The organism is Neobacillus sp. MER 74 (genome assembly GCF_023714155.1).
Genome location: NZ_JAMAUV010000007.1, coordinates 90,179 through 110,706 on the forward strand (window position 1 = coordinate 90,179; position 20,528 = coordinate 110,706).

Below are 20,528 nucleotides of genomic sequence, written 5' to 3' on the forward strand. Positions count from 1 at the left end.
CCCCAAACCCCATACAAATATGAGGTGGGCATTCAAAACGAAGTATCCAAGGTATCGGTTAATCGTGTTTTAAGCCCACCTCTTTTTGTAAATGGGAAAACAAAGGAGAGGATGTGAGAATATGAAGTTGAAAGATAATATCGGTAAATATATCCAATTAGAGATTTCTGGGAAGAAAATCATAAAAGGATTACTTATTGATGTAGGCAGCGATTTATGGGTTATTTTTAATGGATATGACTACCTATACATCCCAGCTATACATTGCCAAAACTGGCGTTATTTAATACAAGATGAAATTAATAACTTCGATGGAATTTCCCTTAATGACGAACCAGCACCTATTTACAATAATAACGAAGAAATCTCATTGCGAAAAACATTAACAGCTGCTAAAGGGATTTTTACAGAAATATATGTAACGAGTAACCAAGCTTTACATGGTTATATTATTAGTATTATGAATAATTATTTTGTCTTCTACTCGCCAATTTACAAAACCATGTTTATCTCATTAAACCATTTAAAATGGTTAATTCCTTACACAAATAATCAACGTCCATACGGTTTAAGTAACGCTAATCTGCCAGTGAATCCAAGTAATATTACCTTTGCAAGATCATTCGAGGTTCAAATTGAAAAGTTGACTGGGGAATTGATTGTCTTTAATATCGCGGAAAATGAAAATGTTATTGGAAAGGTAAAAGCGATTAAGGATAATTTTGTGGAATTAATTGGCGCAAAAGAAGATCCGGTCTTTATTAATCTTCAACATATTAAAACAATCCATATGACTTAATGTCTAAAATTAAGTGTTCGAGTGGGTAATTAGTGAACAAGCACCGGCTTTTCTTTCAAAAAAAACAGAGTGTCTAGAGACACTCTTTTTATTAGAAAGAATTAATACCTTATTAAAATAATAAACTATTTTTCTTTAAGAAAAGCAGTTTCTGTTTTTTGGCTAAATGCTAATAATTCGAACGCAATCCCATAAAGGAATGTAACAAGGAACATGGAACCAATCATATCGAAAATGACATGCTGCTTTACAAATAACGTTGAAACGATAATTAAAGTACCAATGATATGAATACATAAATGGTGAATGACGTGTTTATTTTTTATATGAAGTGAAGCAAGCATGATTGTAAAAGTAGTAAGCACATGGATACTTGGGAAACAATTAAAAGGACGATCATGGTCATAAATCCATTGAACCATATTGTTAAAGTAATTATTCCCAACTATGGTTGGTCTTGGAACTGTTGTTTGAAAAAAGAAATATATAACAAAACAAATTAACTCTCCCACAACAATTAATATTAACGTCTTCAGGTATACTTTTGTATCCTTAAAACAAAAGTATACAAGATACCCAAAGATATAAGCATACCAGATGATGTAGGGAATGATAAACACTGACAAAAACGGTATCGCATGGTCAATAGAAGTACTAATATCAATCGATCTATGTGAACGGGAATTTAATAATTCATATATTTTGGCCAAAGCGGGAATGACCAGCAAGAAAAGTAAGTAGGGAGCTCTTTTTATTATATTCTTCAAGTAAGTTCCCTCCTAAAAACAATTTGTATTTTCCTAGAATACTAACTTGAAAATGTCGAACACATTACATAATACCATATAAATCGTGGAAATAAACATACTTTCCTAATTTCTAAAGAAAATTCACCTGGAAAATCAAATTCCTTTAATGTCTTTAAATGGTGTTGTTACATGGTGGCTTTATATGGTGTCAGGCACCAATTGTGGACACTTTGGGGATTTGTCCGTATCCAATGGACACTGACTTTAAAAAATGGAGAAACCATTGGTTTTTGGTTTCTCATGTTTGTTCCTTTTTTGGGTTTCCTTTAGCTTCCTATGCCCCTGCTTGGTTTCGTGTAAAGCCATGGTATCTTGTGCCTTGGAAATGTAACTCGCCGACATCTCCTTCTGCCAGAAGACCATATTCCCGCCCGCCCACACTGAATTCCATCCGGTCACCACTTTCAACTTGAAATGTGGCATAGTAGCATGTACTAGAAGAATGGTCATCCCCTCCTCCACTCACTCTCATTCTTTTAGATACAACAACTGCCACTACAGTTAAGCGAGGTTGTTTATTATTATGACTCCACGTTTTAATCCCTTTTATTACCGCAAACAAAATGAAGCCTGCTACAATAACAATAAAAATAGGGATAATGATAAACATCATATCAAAGATTTCAAAACCATCATGAAAGCCCATTCTCCCCACCCCCTTCTATCTCTCTATATTTGAAGACACACAAATTTATTTTGCCCTTTGCTCAAATATATAGGATGGATTTCCCATTTTGCAAGAATATTTTTAACAATGAAAAAGTCGAAGTAGATATACAAGAACCCCTTCTGAAAATATGCTAAACTAAAGAAAAAATCACGAAGAAATAAGGTGGTGAAACACTTTGGATCGAATCATTTTATTTGATGGAATATGTAATCTGTGTAACAACAGTGTGCAATTTATAATAAAAAGAGATACTATTGGCTTTTTCAAGTTTACTTCTCTCCAAAGCGAGACGGGCCAAGCACTTTTAAAAAAGTATGGCTTGAACAAAGATTTAAATAGTTTCGTTCTTTTAGAAAATGGTAAAGCGTATGTCAAATCAAGTGCAGCACTTCGTGTGTGCAGCAAGTTGGGAAGTGCGTGGCCTATTTTATCAATCCTTCGGTTCCTCCCTCCATTTTCAAGGGACTTCCTTTATGACATTGTGGCAAAAAACAGATATAAATGGTTTGGTAAAAAAGAAAGTTGTATGCTTCCTTTACCAGAGTGGAAAGAAAGATTTTTAGAATAATGGTTCGCCTGACACTCAATTTCTAACTAATATTTTATTCCCTTAAGCATAGATATTATTAAACAATTTTTATCATGCAGGAGGGCAAAATGGAGATTATTGTTAGAAAAGGAGATTCACTATGGAATTACAGCCAGATGTTTCAGGTAAATTTACAACTCATTAATGATTCCAATCCAAAGATTGATCACAATAATCTTAGTGTTGGCCAGAAGGTACAGATCCCTGGTTTTGTTGCTAAGGAATATCAGATTCATAGAGGAGACTCCTTATGGAGCATTGCTCAAAAGATGAACCTCCCTCTAAAAGCAATGGAGTTAATTAACCCTGAAGTAAAGGCATCCACCCTAAGTCCGGGCCAAACCATAAAAGTTCCAACCAGGATAAACTGGAGATTAGTTCAAAATGGACAAAAATATGATTACAGTCAACTGCTAACAGATATCAATAAATTACATGAGATATATCCATTTTTAAAAATTTCAAACATTGGAAAGACCGTACTCGGAAAAGAAATTCCTGAGATCCTGATTGGAACAGGTGAAAAAAGGGTTCATTATAATGGTTCTTTTCATGCTAATGAATGGATTACTTCGTTGGCGATTATGACTTTTTTAAATGATTACCTATTATCCTTAACAAATCATCAACCTATTCGAGGACTAAATGCTTCTCCCCTCTACCAACAAAGTACTTTATCAATTGTCCCTATGGTAAATCCGGATGGAGTCGAGCTCGTTTTAAATGGACCACCTGATAAGGAAGAATGGCAAAAAAGAGTGGTTGAATTTAATAAAGGAAGCACAGACTTTACAGAATGGAAAGCAAATATTAGAGGTGTTGACCTTAATGATCAATTCCCGGCTAGATGGGAATTAGAGAAAGCCCGTAACCCAAATGAACCTGGACCACGGGACTATGTGGGCGAAAAACCATTATTAGAGCCCGAAGCCATTGCGATGGCAAATCTGACAAAAGAACGGGATTTTACACGAGTGCTGGCCTTCCATACACAGGGAGAGGTCATCTATTGGGGATTTGAGAATCTTGAGCCTGCTGAGTCTGAGGTGATCGTCAAGGAATTTAGCCGGGTCAGTGGATATGAACCGGTGAAAACGATTGCCAGTTACGCGGGATACAAGGATTGGTTTATTCAAGACTGGCAGCGAACAGGATTTACAATTGAGCTCGGTCGTGGTATCAATCCACTTCCATTGTCCATGTTTGATGACATTTATAAAAAGTCATTGGGAATTTTCTTAGCAGGACTTTATATGTAAGTGAGGAGGCTGAAGAAATACAGCCTCCTCTCTCTTTATTTAAGTAGATTTTGTATGATTTATATCCCAAATGACACCATAATTAATTTCCCATTGGATGAAAACCTCAGTATTTATTTACAACACATCCCTTAAAAGACCTGCTTAACAACTAATTATTTTACAGGTCCTGATTATGCCCCTTGATACGATGCCTTATGGAACCTTTCAATATACTTAAACAGTTCCTCACCTTGTTTAGGTATATTGGTGTCAGGCACCAATATTAAATACATAGCACGATAGGATTCGGGGACCCATATGTAATGGTGTATGTATTCTGTCATGGTGAAGCCGCATTTTTTCCAGAATTGGTTTCTGGCTTGTGTTTCGGGTGTCTCCTCCGATTCGACTTCAATCACTATACTTCTCGCATTTCCTTTGGTCAGTGCCCATTTTTGGATATACCGCATCATTTCCATGCCAATCCCGCGATGCTGCCACTTGGAATCAACAGCAAGATAATCAATGATTAAAGCATCGGTGCCTTCCAGTTTACCTGTTACTGCCATGGCCACTACCTGATTCTCCACGATCCCGATATGTAAGGAACAAAGTTGTTTGCGAAACATATTGCGAATGATTTTCTCCGGCTTTGCTCCCTTTCCATCGAATGCCCGGTGGTATATAGGGCTGATTTGATTCTTCCATAATTGTGCATCCCATTTACTAATTGTATTAAATTCCAATTGCTGTTTGCCTCCTGCGCCTCTCATATATTACCAAAGTACCCAGGAATCTTGATTTTTATAAAAAAACGCTAATCGTAACTTTGTTGCTGTGTTCGATTCGTGGCCGAACATCGGTCGTCTTCAGACAGCTCAGGGGATTTCAAAGGCAAGTTTGTCCGAACATCGGTCGTCTTCAGACAGCTCAAGGGATTTCAAAGGCAAATGTGTCCGAACATTGTTCGTCTTCGGAAAACTCAGGGGATTTCAAAGGCAAGTGTGTCCGAACATCGGTCGTCTTCAGACAGCTCAAGGGATTTCAAAGGCAAGTGTGTCCGAACTTTGGTCGTCTTCAGACAGCTCAAGGGATTTCAAAGGCAAGTGTGTCCGAACATTGTTCGTCTTCGGACAAATCACGTGATTTTAAAGGTAAGTGTGTCCGAACATTGTTCGTCTTCGGACAAATCACGTGATTTTAAAGGCAAGTGTGTCCGAACATTGTTCGTCTTCAGATAGCTCACGGGATTTCAAAGGCAAGTGTGTCCAAATTATAATTCCTTCTGTAGATCTTTATGTTTAAATCGGTTCCATAAACAACAATATTACGAAAACAGCCATAAAAAAGAACCTTTGAATGAATTCAAAGGTTTAAATGAGAACTTGGTGGTCTATGCCAAGTCCCTAATTAGGAGGTCTAAACTCAGAAGAATTTAAACATCTTTATATTAACATTTTCTAAAAATTCTATCAATCATTATTGCTTTAAAGTGAGAAAGTGAGACGAAAGGCACAGAAAAAAACAAGAAATTCCCTTTTTCAAAATTGAATTTTCCTAATTGGTTTTACGTTTTTTGTAATATTTAAAATATAAATTCACCATTGACACACTTGTATATACAAGTTAAAATGAAAACGTAATCACAACTTGTATATACAAGCATCTGAAGCTTAATGAAAACGTAGCCACAGTCTGTATACTAAGTGAATAAAAAAAGAAGATAAAAAATGGGGTTTTACCCATTTAAAACAGGGGGAAAGACAAATGTCGAACTACACAGATCCATCAAAAGATCTATTAAAACACATTGGAGGCAAAGAGAACATTGCTGCGGTCACTCATTGTGTGACAAGAATGCGCTTTGTTTTAAACGATCCAAGCAAAGCCGATGTTAAGGAAATCGAATCAATTAAACTTGTAAAAGGTACATTTACTCAAGCTGGACAATTCCAAGTCATCATCGGGAACGAAGTATCTAGCTTTTATAATGAATTTGTCAAAATTGCTGGTGTGGATGGCACTTCTAAAGAAGAAGCAAAAGTAGCCGCACAACAAAATATGAATTGGCTCCAACGCATGATGGCCCACCTTGCAGAGATCTTCACACCTTTAATCCCTGCCCTAGTTGTTGGTGGTTTAATCCTAGGCTTTAGAAACATCATCGGAGATATCAAATTACTTGAGGGTGGAACAAAATCAATTACCGAGGTTTCTCAGTTCTGGGCGGGCGTTCATGCTTTCCTCTGGTTGATTGGTGAAGCGGTATTCCACTTCCTTCCAGTCGGCATTACCTGGTCGGTTACGAAAAAAATGGGTGGTTCGCAAATCCTTGGGATCGTCCTTGGTATTACACTCGTATCTCCGCAATTGCTTAATGCTTATGGTGTAGCAGATGCAAAAGAAATTCCTTTCTGGGATTTCGGTTTTGCCAAGATTAAAATGATTGGCTACCAGGCCCAAGTAATCCCAGCGATTTTAGCCGGATTAGTACTAGCATTCTTAGAAACAAGATTACGTAAAATTGTTCCGAATTCCATTTCCATGATTGTCGTTCCATTCTTATCTTTAATTCCAACAGTGTTAATTGCTCATACCGTATTAGGACCTATTGGCTGGAGTATCGGTTCAGGAATTTCTCATGTGGTGTATTCTAGCTTAACTTCAGCATTTGGCTGGATTTTTGCGGCAATCTTCGGATTTGCTTATGCCCCGCTGGTTATCACTGGTTTACACCATATGACAAATGCGATTGACTTACAATTAATGAGTGAGCTTGGCGGTACAAACCTATGGCCAATGATTGCTCTATCTAATATCGCCCAAGGTTCTGCTGTTCTGGCGATGATCTTTATTAATCGTAAGGATGAAGAAGAAAAACAAGTTTCGATCCCAGCAGCGATCTCTTGTTACTTAGGAGTAACAGAGCCGGCAATGTTCGGAATTAACTTAAAGTATGGCTTCCCATTCCTAGCTGCAATGATTGGTTCTATGATTGCAGGCGTTGTCTCCGTTGGCAGCCACGTTATGGCGAACTCTATCGGTGTCGGTGGTATTCCTGGATTCTTATCAATTCAGGGGCAGCATATGGCAATGTTCGCGATTGCCATGGTAGTAGCCATTGTAGTTCCATTCATGCTAACGGTTGTCTTTGCTAAAACACGCATGAATAAATTTTCTTTAAAAAAATAACAGCAAAATCACATAGTTTGGAGGGGGACATCCTCCCTCCTTTTCCTCATTAGATTACTTTATAGGCAGGTGCTGAAAAATGACAACAGACTGGTGGAAAAAAGCAGTCATTTATCAAATTTATCCGAAAAGCTTTAATGATACGACCGGAAATGGGACCGGCGATATTAAAGGCATCATTGAAAAATTAGATTATCTAAAACAACTAGGTGTGGAAGTCCTTTGGCTTACTCCGATCTATAAATCTCCACAACGGGATAATGGCTATGATATCAGCGATTACTACTCCATTCAGGAAGAATATGGTACGATGGAGGATTTTGACTGCTTATTAGCAGAAGCCCACAAACGCGGCTTAAAAATCATTATGGATATCGTCATCAATCACACGTCAACAGAGCATGAATGGTTTAAACAAGCACGAAGCTCGAAGGATAACCCTTATCGTGACTTTTATATCTGGAAGGATGGCAAGAACGGCCAAGCACCAACGAACTGGGAATCAAAATTTGGTGGTTCGGCATGGGAATATGACGAGAACACCGACCAATATTACCTTCATTTATTCGATGTTACCCAAGCAGACCTTAACTGGGAAAATGAAAAAGTTCGTGCTGCCCTATACGAAATGATGCACTTTTGGTTAAAAAAGGGTGTCGATGGTTTCCGTCTTGATGTCATCAACTTAATCTCTAAAGACCAAAATTTCCCGCAGGATGACAGTGATGGCCGCAAATTCTATACAGACGGCCCAAGAATCCATGAATTTTTACATGAAATGAATGAACAGGTTTTTTCGAAATACGATATTATGACGGTTGGGGAAATGTCGTCGACATCCATCGATAACTGCATTAAGTATACGAACCCAACACAAGAAGAGTTAAACATGACCTTTAGCTTCCATCATTTGAAAGTCGACTATCCAAATGGTGATAAATGGACGAAAGCAGACTTTGACTTTCATTCCTTAAAACAAATCTTATCTGACTGGCAAGTGGGAATGAATCAAGGCGGCGGCTGGAACGCCCTCTTCTGGTGTAATCATGACCAGCCACGGGCTGTTTCTCGTTTTGGTGATGATCAAAAGTATCATAAAGAGTCCGCGAAAATGCTGGCAACTGCCCTTCATTTGCTGCAAGGTACTCCGTATATTTATCAAGGGGAAGAATTTGGAATGACCAATCCAAACTTTAACTCAATTGATGAATATCGGGATGTTGAATCGTTAAATATTTTTAATATCAAGAAAAATGAAGGCATGGATGAGCAGGAGATTATTGAAATCTTGAAACAAAAATCCCGTGACAATTCAAGAACTCCAGTGCAATGGAATGCAACCAAACATGCTGGCTTCACAAGTGGTACTCCATGGATTGAAACGGCTCGTAATTATCAAGAAATTAATGCGGAAAAGGCACTCAAAGATTCTAACTCTATCTTTTCCCACTATCAAAAATTGATTAAAATGAGAAAAGAGTATGATGTGATTACGGATGGAGAATATCAGCCGATTTCCAATCAGGATGATGCTGTATTTGCTTATCTAAGGACAAGTGGTACGGAACAAGTACTCGTCATTAATAATTTTTATGGCAAAGAGCATACCTTCGTCCTCCCTGCTCATTTACATCTTGAAGTAGATAATAGTGAGATGTTACTCTCTAATTATGAGGATTCGACTGCACTTGGCCAGGACATCTTATTAAGGCCATATGAGTCAATCGTGTACTACCTGAAAAGATGAACGGAGATGTCCTTATGACGAACAAGTATCTAACAATCTATAACATCATTGTGGAGCAAATTAAAAGCGGCGAGATCCCGCCCCAAACGCTTCTCCCCTCTGAAAACGAATTAAAAGATCAATTCGAGACATCCAGAGAGACCATCCGGAAGGCGTTAAATTTGCTCTCACAAAATGGCTATATCCAGAAAGTTAGAGGAAAAGGTTCGATTGTAATCGACATCAGCAAATTTGACTTTCCGATTTCAGGACTGGTAAGTTTTAAAGAACTTGCCAATAAAATGGGCAGTAAACCGAAAACGATTGTGAACGAACTTGAGTTAATCAAGCCGGATGGTTTTGTTAGACAACAGCTTCAACTCGGCAGTAAAGATCTTGTGTGGAAAGTCCTTCGGACAAGGGAAATGGGCGGTGAGAAAATTATCTTGGATAAAGATTTCTTAGCAAAAAAATACGTCCCTTCCCTTACAGAAGAAATTTGTGCTGATTCGATTTACCAATATATTGAAAATGAATTGAACTTGACAATTAGCTTTGCCAAAAAGGAAATTGTCGTGGAGGAGCCTTCATTAGAAGACAGAGCCCTACTGGACCTAGAGGGTTTTCACAATGTTGTCGTCATTAAAAACTTCGTATATTTAGATGATGCCACCCTCTTTCAATACACCGAATCAAGGCATCGTCCCGATAAGTTTCGATTTGTCGATTTTGCTCGCAGATCCCATTGATTTCAGTAAAGAAGACCGCTTTTCCATACTAGCGGTCTTCTTTTCATTTCTACTCGTTTGGAAAGGATTTTTATCCATTAAGTTTGCTACAATAGAACTATCCAAATCGTGAGGTGGAAATAATATGTGCGGCCGATTCACATTAACAGCAACGTTCGAAGAAATCATCGATCGTTTCGATATTCAAGCCTTTATGGAACAAGAAAATTATGAGCCAAGTTTTAATATTGCTCCCTCCCAGGCGGTCCTTGCTGTCATAAATGATGGGAAGTCTAATCGGATGGGATTTTTAAAATGGGGGTTAGTTCCGCCTTGGGCAAAAGATCCGGCCGTTGGCCATAAAATGATCAATGCACGCGCAGAAACTTTGGCCGAAAAACCAAGCTTTCGTAAAGCTTTCCAAAAAAAGCGCTGTCTAGTCCTTGCTGACAGCTTTTATGAATGGAAACGGCATGAGGATAAAAGCAAGACCCCCATGCGGATTAAACTAAAGTCCGATGATTTGTTTGCGATGGCGGGAATTTGGGAAGCTTGGAAATCTCCCGAAGGAAAAACACTCTATACTTGTTCTGTCATTACAACCGGACCAAATGACCTTATGAAAGATATTCAAGATCGGATGCCAGTTATATTGAAACCAGAAGATGAAAAAATCTGGTTGGATCCATCCCTGTCAAATCCCAATGATTTAAATAAACTACTCGTCCCATTCGATGAAAGCCTGATGGAATCTTACGAAGTATCTTCCTTAGTTAACTCACCAAAAAATAACTCAATTGGGCTTATACAAAAAATTTGTTAGTCCATTTTAAAAAAATGGGCCCTTTTTTTAAAATTATTTTTTTTATTATGGACAGGTTTACTACATGCCTGTACATGCTGCTACATATGATGTACTAACCCATAAAAGTTTTCCTTCTTTAAGAAAGTGGTTCGTCCACTTTCCTTTTTTTTTGGAATTAAATAATCAAAACTTCTGGTAACACTTCATTAATCTACAAAAATAGGGAAATATAAGTCATATTTACTTGATATAGATAGGGTTGGATGTATATGGGGATGAAAATGAGAAAAATGCTTTATCATTTAATAAAGGTTCGGGATAAAATTTTTATCCCATTTGTCCTTTTATACATATTAATGGCAGCCTTAGGAATTTTACTTATCGAACCGAAAACATTTAAAACCTATATTACCTCTATTTATTGGGTTTTGACTACTCTGGCAACCGTAGGATTTGGAGACTATGCCCCCGTTACCCATGCCGGTAAAGTATATACAATCTTCTTGTATATCACAGGAATCGGACTTGTCAGCGTTTTTATTGGAAAAGTCATCAATTCAATCTATCTAATTGATAAAATGAAAGTTGGGGGCAAAATGAAATATACTGGTAAAAATCATATTATCTTGATTGGTTGGAGTGCGAAGTCTAAATTAGCTATTGAAGAAATATTAAAATCTGATAAAAAAATTGAAATTGTTATTATTGATAATTTAGAAAAAGCTCCATTGATGGAGAAGCGGCTATATTATGTGCGCGGTGATGCCACCGATGAAGAAACTCTCCTTAATGCAAATTTACCAAAGGCTACAGGAGTCATTATTTTTGCCGACCAAATCACTCAGGATAATTATGCAACCACAGATCCTGTTCTCATTGACGGAAAAACATTATTAATAGCAACCGCCATCACTACCATAGAAAAAGAATTAAATAAATCAATTCACGTCACTGCCGAGGTGATTCATCAAAAACACATCCGGTTATTTGAGCATGTAAATGTCGATGAGTTTATTCCTACTCAAGAAATGATCTCACACGCCGCAGTAAGATCCTTATTTTCCCACGGTGTCATACATATGTATTCTGAATTAATGAGCATTCAATATGGAGAAGCCATGTATGAAATTCCTACTCGACCTGAATGGAAGACCTACCGGGATGCCTTTGAAGACCTTTTGAATAAAGGGGCAACCCTAGTGGCAGACCGAGGTGACCTTCAAATAAATCAAAAGCTGGATAGTAATATCCCTGAAAATGCACAGCTTTTTGTGATTTGTGATAAAGAGACCATTTCCCTTCTCCAATAGAATGACCGCACACGAAAAGGATGCCACCACCGGCATCCTTTTTTAAATGGAATAATAATAAAAATAATTTGATTCTTTTTCAAAACCAATTTTTTCATAGAGCCTTTGTGCATTGTGATTTTCCTTACCTGTTTCCAGCATAATTCCTTTTGCTCCAGTTTCTTTGGCAAACTGAATCGCCCTATTTATTAATTGTTCTCCAGCGCCCTTTCCACGGTATTGTTCCTTCACATACAAATCATTTAGTACCCATGAGCGCTTCATACTTACCGAAGAAAAGGTGGGATACAACTGAACAAAACCAACAGGATGATTTCCTTCAACCGCCAAAAAAACAATAGATTCTTCGTTCATTAATCTAGCTTTTAGAAACTCTTGTGCACCCTCAAAATCAGACTTTTGCTCATAAAAGACCCGATATAAATCAAATAATTCAGTTAACGGTCCCAATTCATTCATCGTTGCTTTTTGAATAATCATCCGTAAATTCCTCCAGGTTTTTAATTTAATATAGAAGGATAATTTCAATAAATGCAGAATATTTAAACATGATCAAACAACTACGAAATTTGCTAGTTTACTACTTCGAATTTTGGGTCTTGGGGGAAATAAAGATGAACGCTATGAATGTTAGGCTCGATCTGTTTGAAAAAATTATTCCATTTAATCATAAGTTAGCGCCATTATTTATTCGTGACAGCTTACATTCGATTATTCCAGAAGGAACAGATCATATTTTCGTGATTGGAATAGGTTCAAATGTAATAAATGGTGACAGTCTTGGTCCATTTGTTGGTACCTTGCTTCATGATCTATATCCACAACACTTAACAGTAGTCGGGAATCTGCAGTCACCCCTAGATGGACAAACACTTGTCCCTAAGGTTTCACAGATTACTCTGCCCCAAAATAGTTTTGTCATTGCCATCGATAGTGTTCTCGGTTCAGAAAGAATCTTAAATTCCATCGTGGTTCGTGATGGGTCCCTCCTGCCTGGGTCCGGATTAGGAAAAAGTCTTCCCCCGATTGGAGACTGCAGCATTATGGGAGTTGTGTTGGAAAATGACCCAACATTAGAATGCTCTCTACTATCAACGAACCTTCATCTTATTTATACAATGGCCACAAATATTGCGAAAGGGATTTCCCTAGCTATAAGACAATACTATAAATATCCATCGTTCCATCCAATTTTGCAACAATGCTAAGAAGCGAATGTTCGTTTTTTTGGACCATTTCATAATAACAGATATTTCAAATAATTAAAATATTAATGACTCAGGAGTGGCCCGGACTTTCACGTGTATTTGCACTAATTGACTCTATAACAAAGAAAAAGGACAGATGAAGCAGCGCCGCTGCTATAATCTGTCCTTTTCTCCATTTTCCGATTCATCTTTATTGAACCAAAGCGGGTCATTATTGTCTTCTTCACCATTATAGTTGATTAGGATTTCATCCCCTGCTTTGATATCTTTGTATGCATAAAAGTCAAACGTGTGATTTGGAAAATTAATTTCATATGTAGCATTCGGCTCATATGAATGGTTAAATAGCATTCCATACCCTAAGAGAAGTGCGGTGTGGTTGATTCCATATTCAAACGCATAATCAGCAAGCAGCGTTTTCTCAATATGTACATGCTCCTCATTTGGATAAGGAATAACGGGTGCTTCATGAATCAGCTCCCCTTTTGCGATATCACGAGTTGCAAATACTCCTCTATTTAATTCCCCATCACTAAGTTTGGATGTCTTTACCTCAATCATGTTAATCACCTATTCAATCTTTCCAATGAAGTTTTTACTCTTTATATAGCTTGCCATTAACTAAACAAGAAAGCAAATGTTTTTTGCTTCACCCCCATTTTTCAGGTTCTTTTTTGAAGAGGTAAATCATAAAATAAGAATATACGTTCGCAACAAGAGGAGGGCACAAATGGGGAATTTGATTACGGGTGAAATGTTGGTGAAGTATTACGAGTTGAATAAGCAGAAAAAAGAAATAGAAATGGAAATGAATACATTAAAGGATGCTTTTCAAAAATATTTTAATAATCTAGTGGGTACGGATCATAAAGGTGAAATTACCATTAGTGGCTATAAACTCCAACGGCAAATTCGTAAGACTGAAAAATATGATGAAGTTGAAACCATTAAAAGATTAGAAGAGTTACAGATGAACGAACTGATCCAGGTAGTGAAAAAGCCCGATGAGGTAAAAATTAAGGCAGCTCTAAATTTAGGCTTGTTAAATTCCAATCATTTAGAAGGATGTATTATTTCGACTACCTCCCCTGCTATTAGCGTGAAACCAATCACGCCTAGATAACGATCTAAGGCCCCCGTATTTTTTGATGCGGGGGATTTTCGTTTATAAAAATAGTGACGAAATTGAAGAATTAGTTCAGAAGCATTTTAATTATTAAATGTTTAATAGTTATAATCTTTTTAGTAGATAACAGGTGCCGTCTTCGGCAAAGAATAATGATTCGCCTTGATGAACGTTAAAATTAACATTCTTTTTGTCATAAATCAGTTTTGCCACTTTTTCAAATTTCCCTACTTCTTCTACTGTTGGATTAACAATAATATCTTGTTTTGCATTTGTTGTCACAAATCCTTTGGGGTTATATTTCCGTTGGGGTTTCAATTCTGTGCCCCACCTTCCATCGACGAGTACGGAAATGGCTGTAAACTTTGTTTTTCGCGTTTGAATGGACCATAATTTCCGACAATTACAACGATGTATTTTGAATTTCATCACAAGTTACCTTCTTTCTGTAAATTCAAAATCGGATGATTGTAAAGTGTATTCGCTCGGAAACTGAATTATTTATCTGGGTCAGGTTATGAGTTTGGACTAATTGGAAATTTGAAATTAATCCAGTAAATGGTACAATTACCAATGTTTATATTTTATAAAAAAGGGGTTATCACACATGTCAGTGGATGTTTATCTTAATTTTAATGGGAACTGTCGTGAGGCAGCAGAATTTTACGCGGAGGTATTTGGCTTAGAAAAGCCGCAAATTATGACGTTTGGGGAAACGCCGCAGAACCCAGATTATCCGCTTCCAGAAGAAGCAAAAGGTTTGGTCATGCATACAAGGCTTAATATTGATGGAAGTAACGTTATGTTTTCTGATGTTTTCCCTGGGATGCCGTTTGTAGCAGGTAATAACATAAGCCTAGCTATTGTTAATAAAGATTTGGATAAGATTAGGTCATATTTTAACCAACTGAAAGAAGGCGGTACGGTAGTCATGGAGCTTCAAGAAACCTTCTGGAGCAAATGCTATGGTTCCCTAAAAGATAAGTTTGGTATTGAATGGCAATTTAATTACGATAATGGGGAAAGTGCTATGTAATTGGTTTATGAATGATAGAAGACCGGGCAAATTGCTCGGTCTTTTTTTGATTTACTTATTGGTGAGCATATAGTCCTTTATTGATTCCCCTGGGTGGGATATTTTTGGATCAATGAGCATCAAATGACTCCTATGGTTACGGTTTGTCTTGTTTTTATCGATTAACGGGCATCAAAGGGCTCCTATGGTTACCTTTGGTCTTGTTTTTATCGATTAACAGGCATCAAAGGACTCCTATGGTTACCTTTGGTCTTGTTTTTATCGATTAACGGGCATCAAAGGACTCCTATGGTAACCTTTGGTCATGTTTTTATCGATTAACGGGCATCAAAGGGCTCCTATGGTTACCGTTGGTCATGTTTTTATCGATTAACGGGCATCAAAGGGCTCCTATAGTTACTGTTGAACGAATTCCTCCGCATAACTCAACTGGCATCTAGGGTGATCCTTTAATTTAAACCTCGATTTGATGACTTTCTTGTGATGGCACTTCCTCTTCTTCCCAACCTTTACATACATCAATCCATTTCTTTGCAAAAGAATATGTAAATACTCTTCTTTCGTTAATTCAATCGCAGAATTGGTGCTTCCGCAAGCTGGATATAGTGTTTCGAAGCGCTGCATGGAGATATCCAAGTACACGTCTAACTCTTTATTCAATCCAAACGGACACACACCACCAATGGCATGCCCGGTTTGTTCGAGGACTTCATCGGGAGAGAGCATGCGTGCTTTGTAACCGAACTGTTCCCGAAACTTCTTATTTTCGATTTTTGCATCCCCTGCGGCAACGATCAAAATAGCCTTATCTTCGCTCCCCCGAAAAGATAAAGTTTTAGCAATTCGGGCTGGAGCCACTCCAATTGTCTCAGCCGCTTGCTCTACAGTTGCGCTGGAGGTTTCAAATTCCATTACATCCTTTTCACGATCCCATTGTTTAAAATGGGCTTTTACACTTTCCAATGACATCTTATTCATCCTTTCTAGGTTGGTAATATTATGAATAATAACACACTTTAAGGGGATAAAGCGAAAAGTTGACATGTGTTGTACCTATTAAACATCTATTTGGTCCCGTGGGCTCTTTTTTTCGGAAATCATGGGAACAATTCACCTCTAATCGTTCCCTTCGCATGACAATTTCCGCTAATTGCCTGAGTTGTTATCACACACCTGCATTAGGGGACATGTCATATGATATATAAGCCTTTGAATTTTTAATCACTTCTACCTTATCGGACAGTATTAAGGGTAGATGCTTTTTTCAAAAAAGGAACTTCAGGAGGGACATTTTGAAGACATTATTATTGGAAAACATTTTAACTGCCATGAACATTCAGCCTCATGAAAAGCAAAAAGGGATCTGGATTGAGACGGTCACTGATGACAGATCTGAAATTGGGAGTCATACTTTATATTTTCGTTTTAACAATCGAGAGGTGCCGGTTGAAAGGATAAAGAAGTACAAAAATGTATTTATCGTTACAGATACCCCATTTTCTCACATGGAAAGTTTACATCCTAATCAAATCATTATGGTAAAGAATCTTAAAGATAGTTTCTTTAAATTCACCTCGTATTACAGGCACCTGTTTAGCATTCCTGTCGTGGCCATTACAGGTACATGTGGAAAGTCTACGACGAAGGAAATGTTAAAACACATTTTAGAAGATACTCATAATGTGCAGTCAACCATTTCTAGTAAAAATGCCGATTATTACAACCTTTCATATTTATTGGGAATTGAGGAAGATACGGATGTGGCAGTGTTTGAAACAGCCGTATCTAAAAAAGGGGATATGAAGGCGTCCTGTAAGTATTTTTACCCGACAATGGGGATTTTGACGATGATAGATGTGGATCATACAGACCAAATTCGTTCATTTGATGATTATCTAGCAGAAAAAGCAAAGATTATGCAAGGGATGAACAATGAGGGAATTCTCATTCTAAACTCGGACGACCCCTATCTCTCCTCGATCGATACCTCTAAATTTAAGGGAGAGATTATCACATTCGGAAAAAACAAGAATGCTATTTTTAGGATTAAGAGATATCAATATACGTCATCAAGTATGACATTTTGGATGGAATATATGCAAAATGAATACAGAGGATATATACCGGGTCTTGGGGAGCATAGTGTATATAATTCAGTCGCTTCAGTAGCAGCCGCTGCCATGTTAGGTGTCGATATTCACTATGCGTTAAAAAGATTAGCTTCTTATCCACACATGAGATCCCATTTTCAAGTAATGGATGGTCGAAATCAAACCATACTGGTGGATGATACGTGGAAGTCAAATCCAGCTTCTTTAAGAACAGGCTTAGAGACATTAAGCAAGATTGCATTGCCATCCCAAAGAAAAATTGCTGTTCTGGGAAGAATGGCGGCACTTGGAAAATATGCCGATGAAGAATACGAAAAGGCAGGACATTTAATTGCTTCTTCGGGGGTAGATATTCTCATCACTAAAGGGTTTATTGCAAAAGATTTTCAAAAGCCTGCTATAGAGGCAGGAGTAAAGCCGCAGCATGTTTATCATTTTTCAGATCCAGATGAGATGAAAAGATTTTTTGCTTCATTTTTACGGCCAAATGACATTGTATATTTCAAAACGGGCGGGAATGACTCAGACTTTGATGATATCATCGACTTTTTAAAACGATAAATAATAGAAAATTCACATATTAAAAGGCAGCTCCCTTTCTGAATAACAACCCAATTGTTCACAATTGGAGTTGAGATTCATGATCGGTACGCTGCCTTTTGTTGTATCATGTATTCGTGTTATATGTTTGTTTGCCATTTAATCTTTATTTTTATCCGCTAAATATTTTGCATACAAAATTGTATTTTTCGCTACATCTAATTCAAGACTATATATATTTGGCGGACCTGGTCTCCAGTTCACTTCAAAAAGCCATAATTTTTGGCTCGCATCAATTCCGACGTCTATTCCTAATTCATCTAATTCATTGTCATATAAAGAGTCAAAATGATTTGAAAAACTGATTGCAAACTGTTCAAGATATCTTTTAATATCAAACCAGGAGTCACCAAACTCTGTTTTTAAAAAAATGTCCAAATATGTGCTATAGCCACCACTGGCCATATTAGAAGTTATCGTCCCTAAACGCCCAATCCTTGGATAAATAGAAGTTATTACCCATTTTCCTTCTCCATTTTTTTGGACATGCAACCGGAAATCAAAAACATGACCAGAATTTGTTTGACTGGTAATAAACTGTTGAATAATGTACTCTTGTTCTTGCACTTTATGAGATAACCAATCTAGCATTCCTTTTTCATTAATAACTGATTCGACCCCTGCATCATTTATTTTGTAATAGTTTGAACCATCTTTTTCTATAAAAACAACACCTCCACCTTGATGGCCAGATAATGGTTTGATAATTACTTTTTGATAACGATCGATCATGTCAAAAAAAATTTTCACGTTTGTTATTTCGTAGTATGGGATAAGGTAATGTTTAAATTTATTTGCTTTTTTAATTCTGTTATATACCGATAATTTGTCCCCAATCGAATGACTAGTAAACGGAATCCTATCATACAAATAATCAAAGATGTGTTGCGTTTTCTCACTCGAAAGATAGCTTGCATTATATATGACATCTGGGAAAGGAAATTCTCTTTCAATCCAACGGCCATTTTCATAGGATTTCCCCAAAATTGTTTGCTGTTTAATATTCACCTTCCCTGGGGTAAAGTAAAAAAAGGTTACACCTTCTGCTTTAGCTACAGCAGCATAAGCATAAGCTTTCTTTACCTTACTTGGATCTCGACGATGATGAAGCATGCCAATTAGCGTCATTATACTTCTTTTCACCTCTCCAAAATCATTTTTCTCATTAAAAGACTAGCAATTTATGATTAATCATTAAACGATCACGATGATCATTATTGTCACTCAGGAATTTTAAATGGGGTCAATGTAGAAATGTATATTGTCTGCTGCTCGGATGGCATTTCTTTTCGCTTCTAATTTATTATAGGAGGATGCTAAAATGTATCCACAACGATCACCCATTGATAAAGGCGGACGGACGATCTGTCCTTGTCGAGGTTTAATATAAACCTCCTCTATACCCGGATATTGAGAGCTGAGTTCTTTCCCCGTTACTTTCTGTAATATTCCTCTAGAATCTACGGTTAAATAATGTGCATAAACATACTTCCTGTGTTTTTTCGTAAGGCGAGGCTCCCTTCCTAACATTAGTTGGATGGTTTCTTCTGCTAAATTAATTCCATAGCCTACTTCGATGATTCGATTCATCGCACCGCCTGAGATTCTCGGATTAATTTCAATTAATTTCCACACTCCATTTACAAGACGCATTTCAAGGTGGCAGGTACCATTTCTCATATCAAACGGCTTTAAGATGGAAGTTATTGTGTCCAGGACACTATCGTACATTCTTTGATTGACATGTGGAAGTAGGCTATATCCAGTTACGATAAATCGATGTAAAAAAGTAATTTGTTGTTCGATGATCGCGACAATATGAACTTTTCCATTGTGTACTAAAACTTCAATTAAAAATTGTGGTCCTTCTAAATACTCTTCCAGTAAAATCTGTTTATTTTTTTTCTTTAATGCTTGTATTACGAGCTTTAACTGTTTCTCGTCTTTTACCAACATCACATCTTTTGAACCGGCAGAAGTGGGGGATTTTACAATAAGAGGTAAATAGTTTTTAGCAATATCAACAAAGTACTCTAAGGAATAATCATTTGAATTATAAAGTTCATAATAGGGAGAATTGGGGTGTCCTTTCAGAAGCTCACGAGTTAAAACTTTATTCTCCATTTTTAAAATGGCATCGGTAGAAACGACCGTTGAACAAAATTCTTCTGACAGGGTTGCTGCTAAATGGACATAAGAATGTACAAAACTCATAATGGCTTTTATTTGTTTACCTTGTTGATGTAGATTGTGGATTTTTTTTCTTATTTCATCAAGATTGGATAATTCCACTAAAATCATTTGATGGACCTCTGGAAATTCTGTTCTTTGCTGCATGTACTTTTGTCTATTGGTGAATAACACCGTAAAATAGCCGAGTCGCTCCGCAGCTTTTATGGCTTCTCTACTAGATCCAGATTTATTCGTTTCAATAAATACAATAGTTCGCATAAGCTTTGTCATCCTATCTTTAAAGGTTTTTTAGTGAAGGATGTATCTTTACCAGTTTTATTCTCCATTATCTGATAAGTACATTTTATTATATTGTCATAGGACAAGACTGGTCTGGACAATCGTC

The 20,528-nt window shown here is 37.1% G+C and carries 20 protein-coding genes and 1 pseudogene; 12 read left to right on the forward strand and 9 right to left on the reverse strand.

The genetic code is table 11. The features are described 5' to 3' along the window. The first annotated feature begins 121 nt into the window (after positions 1-121). Complete coding sequence (locus M3610_RS13925) at positions 122-799, forward strand: DUF2642 domain-containing protein (protein WP_251459859.1); 678 nt, start codon at positions 122-124, stop codon at positions 797-799. Between the two features lie 125 nt (positions 800-924). On the opposite strand, the gene M3610_RS13930 is transcribed toward M3610_RS13925, so the two are convergent. Beyond that, positions 925-1,566 carry a phosphatase PAP2 family protein gene (locus M3610_RS13930; protein WP_251459861.1) on the reverse strand — a complete coding sequence of 214 codons (642 nt, stop codon included), beginning with the start codon at positions 1,564-1,566 and terminating at the stop codon, positions 925-927. Positions 1,567-1,882: 316 nt separating this feature from the next. Further along, a complete protein-coding gene (locus tag M3610_RS13935) occupies positions 1,883-2,254 on the reverse strand; it encodes a DUF2500 domain-containing protein (protein WP_251459863.1) in 372 nt (123 codons plus the stop codon). Positions 2,255-2,453: 199 nt separating this feature from the next. Here M3610_RS13935 and M3610_RS13940 point away from each other — a divergent pair, with 199 nt between their 5' ends. Both M3610_RS13940 and M3610_RS13945 read left to right on the forward strand, forming a co-directional pair. Beyond that, positions 2,454-2,846: a thiol-disulfide oxidoreductase DCC family protein gene (locus M3610_RS13940; protein ID WP_251459864.1), complete on the forward strand. Its 393-nt coding sequence runs from the start codon at positions 2,454-2,456 to the stop codon at positions 2,844-2,846. Positions 2,847-2,935: 89 nt separating this feature from the next. Further along, positions 2,936-4,126 (forward strand): M14 family metallopeptidase, encoded by a 1,191-nt coding sequence (locus M3610_RS13945; protein ID WP_251459866.1) that lies wholly within the window; start codon positions 2,936-2,938, stop codon positions 4,124-4,126. 173 nt (positions 4,127-4,299) lie between these two features. Here the strand turns inward: M3610_RS13945 and M3610_RS13950 are convergent, their stop codons facing one another. Continuing rightward, positions 4,300-4,854: a GNAT family N-acetyltransferase gene (locus M3610_RS13950; protein ID WP_251459868.1), complete on the reverse strand. Its 555-nt coding sequence runs from the start codon at positions 4,852-4,854 to the stop codon at positions 4,300-4,302. A 1,021-nt stretch (positions 4,855-5,875) separates the two neighbouring features. On the opposite strand from M3610_RS13950, the gene treP reads away from it, so the two are divergent. From treP to M3610_RS13975, 5 genes are all read left to right on the forward strand, one after another. Continuing rightward, positions 5,876-7,300, forward strand: a complete 1,425-nt coding sequence (treP, locus tag M3610_RS13955; protein ID WP_251459875.1) for a PTS system trehalose-specific EIIBC component — start codon at positions 5,876-5,878, stop codon at positions 7,298-7,300. A gap of 79 nt (positions 7,301-7,379) precedes the next feature. After that, positions 7,380-9,047 carry an alpha,alpha-phosphotrehalase gene (treC, locus tag M3610_RS13960; protein ID WP_251459877.1) on the forward strand — a complete coding sequence of 556 codons (1,668 nt, stop codon included), beginning with the start codon at positions 7,380-7,382 and terminating at the stop codon, positions 9,045-9,047. A 14-nt stretch (positions 9,048-9,061) separates the two neighbouring features. Continuing rightward, on the forward strand, positions 9,062-9,775 hold the full coding sequence (treR, locus tag M3610_RS13965; RefSeq protein WP_251459879.1) for a trehalose operon repressor: 714 nt from the start codon (positions 9,062-9,064) through the stop codon (positions 9,773-9,775). A gap of 124 nt (positions 9,776-9,899) precedes the next feature. Continuing rightward, complete coding sequence (locus M3610_RS13970) at positions 9,900-10,577, forward strand: SOS response-associated peptidase (protein ID WP_251459881.1); 678 nt, start codon at positions 9,900-9,902, stop codon at positions 10,575-10,577. A gap of 257 nt (positions 10,578-10,834) precedes the next feature. Beyond that, positions 10,835-11,869 carry an ion channel gene (locus tag M3610_RS13975; protein WP_251459883.1) on the forward strand — a complete coding sequence of 345 codons (1,035 nt, stop codon included), beginning with the start codon at positions 10,835-10,837 and terminating at the stop codon, positions 11,867-11,869. 42 nt (positions 11,870-11,911) lie between these two features. Here the strand turns inward: M3610_RS13975 and M3610_RS13980 are convergent, their stop codons facing one another. Beyond that, positions 11,912-12,349 (reverse strand): GNAT family N-acetyltransferase, encoded by a 438-nt coding sequence (locus tag M3610_RS13980; protein ID WP_251459885.1) that lies wholly within the window; start codon positions 12,347-12,349, stop codon positions 11,912-11,914. Positions 12,350-12,483: 134 nt separating this feature from the next. Here M3610_RS13980 and yyaC point away from each other — a divergent pair, with 134 nt between their 5' ends. Next, positions 12,484-13,077 (forward strand): spore protease YyaC, encoded by a 594-nt coding sequence (yyaC, locus tag M3610_RS13985; RefSeq protein WP_251459887.1) that lies wholly within the window; start codon positions 12,484-12,486, stop codon positions 13,075-13,077. A 153-nt stretch (positions 13,078-13,230) separates the two neighbouring features. On the opposite strand, the gene M3610_RS13990 is transcribed toward yyaC, so the two are convergent. After that, on the reverse strand, positions 13,231-13,638 hold the full coding sequence (locus M3610_RS13990) for an SET domain-containing protein (protein WP_142333007.1): 408 nt from the start codon (positions 13,636-13,638) through the stop codon (positions 13,231-13,233). A gap of 169 nt (positions 13,639-13,807) precedes the next feature. Between M3610_RS13990 and M3610_RS13995 the strand changes: the two genes are divergently transcribed. After that, positions 13,808-14,200, forward strand: a complete 393-nt coding sequence (locus M3610_RS13995; RefSeq protein WP_251459888.1) for a hypothetical protein — start codon at positions 13,808-13,810, stop codon at positions 14,198-14,200. Positions 14,201-14,308: 108 nt separating this feature from the next. Here the strand turns inward: M3610_RS13995 and M3610_RS14000 are convergent, their stop codons facing one another. Next, on the reverse strand, positions 14,309-14,632 hold the full coding sequence (locus M3610_RS14000; protein ID WP_098574619.1) for a hypothetical protein: 324 nt from the start codon (positions 14,630-14,632) through the stop codon (positions 14,309-14,311). A gap of 178 nt (positions 14,633-14,810) precedes the next feature. Here M3610_RS14000 and M3610_RS14005 point away from each other — a divergent pair, with 178 nt between their 5' ends. Further along, positions 14,811-15,239: a VOC family protein gene (locus tag M3610_RS14005; RefSeq protein ID WP_251459890.1), complete on the forward strand. Its 429-nt coding sequence runs from the start codon at positions 14,811-14,813 to the stop codon at positions 15,237-15,239. Between the two features lie 454 nt (positions 15,240-15,693). Here the strand turns inward: M3610_RS14005 and M3610_RS14010 are convergent. Continuing rightward, positions 15,694-16,208 (reverse strand): annotated as a pseudogene (locus tag M3610_RS14010) (YbaK/EbsC family protein). A gap of 323 nt (positions 16,209-16,531) precedes the next feature. Between M3610_RS14010 and M3610_RS14015 the strand changes: the two are divergent. After that, on the forward strand, positions 16,532-17,911 hold the full coding sequence (locus M3610_RS14015; protein WP_251459892.1) for a Mur ligase family protein: 1,380 nt from the start codon (positions 16,532-16,534) through the stop codon (positions 17,909-17,911). 138 nt (positions 17,912-18,049) lie between these two features. On the opposite strand, the gene M3610_RS14020 is transcribed toward M3610_RS14015, so the two are convergent. Then, positions 18,050-19,078 (reverse strand): YheC/YheD family endospore coat-associated protein, encoded by a 1,029-nt coding sequence (locus M3610_RS14020; RefSeq protein ID WP_251459894.1) that lies wholly within the window; start codon positions 19,076-19,078, stop codon positions 18,050-18,052. Positions 19,079-19,183: 105 nt separating this feature from the next. Then, entirely contained in the window at positions 19,184-20,401 is a 1,218-nt protein-coding gene (locus M3610_RS14025; protein WP_251459896.1) for an ATP-grasp domain-containing protein, read from the reverse strand. Positions 20,402-20,528 lie beyond the last annotated feature (127 nt).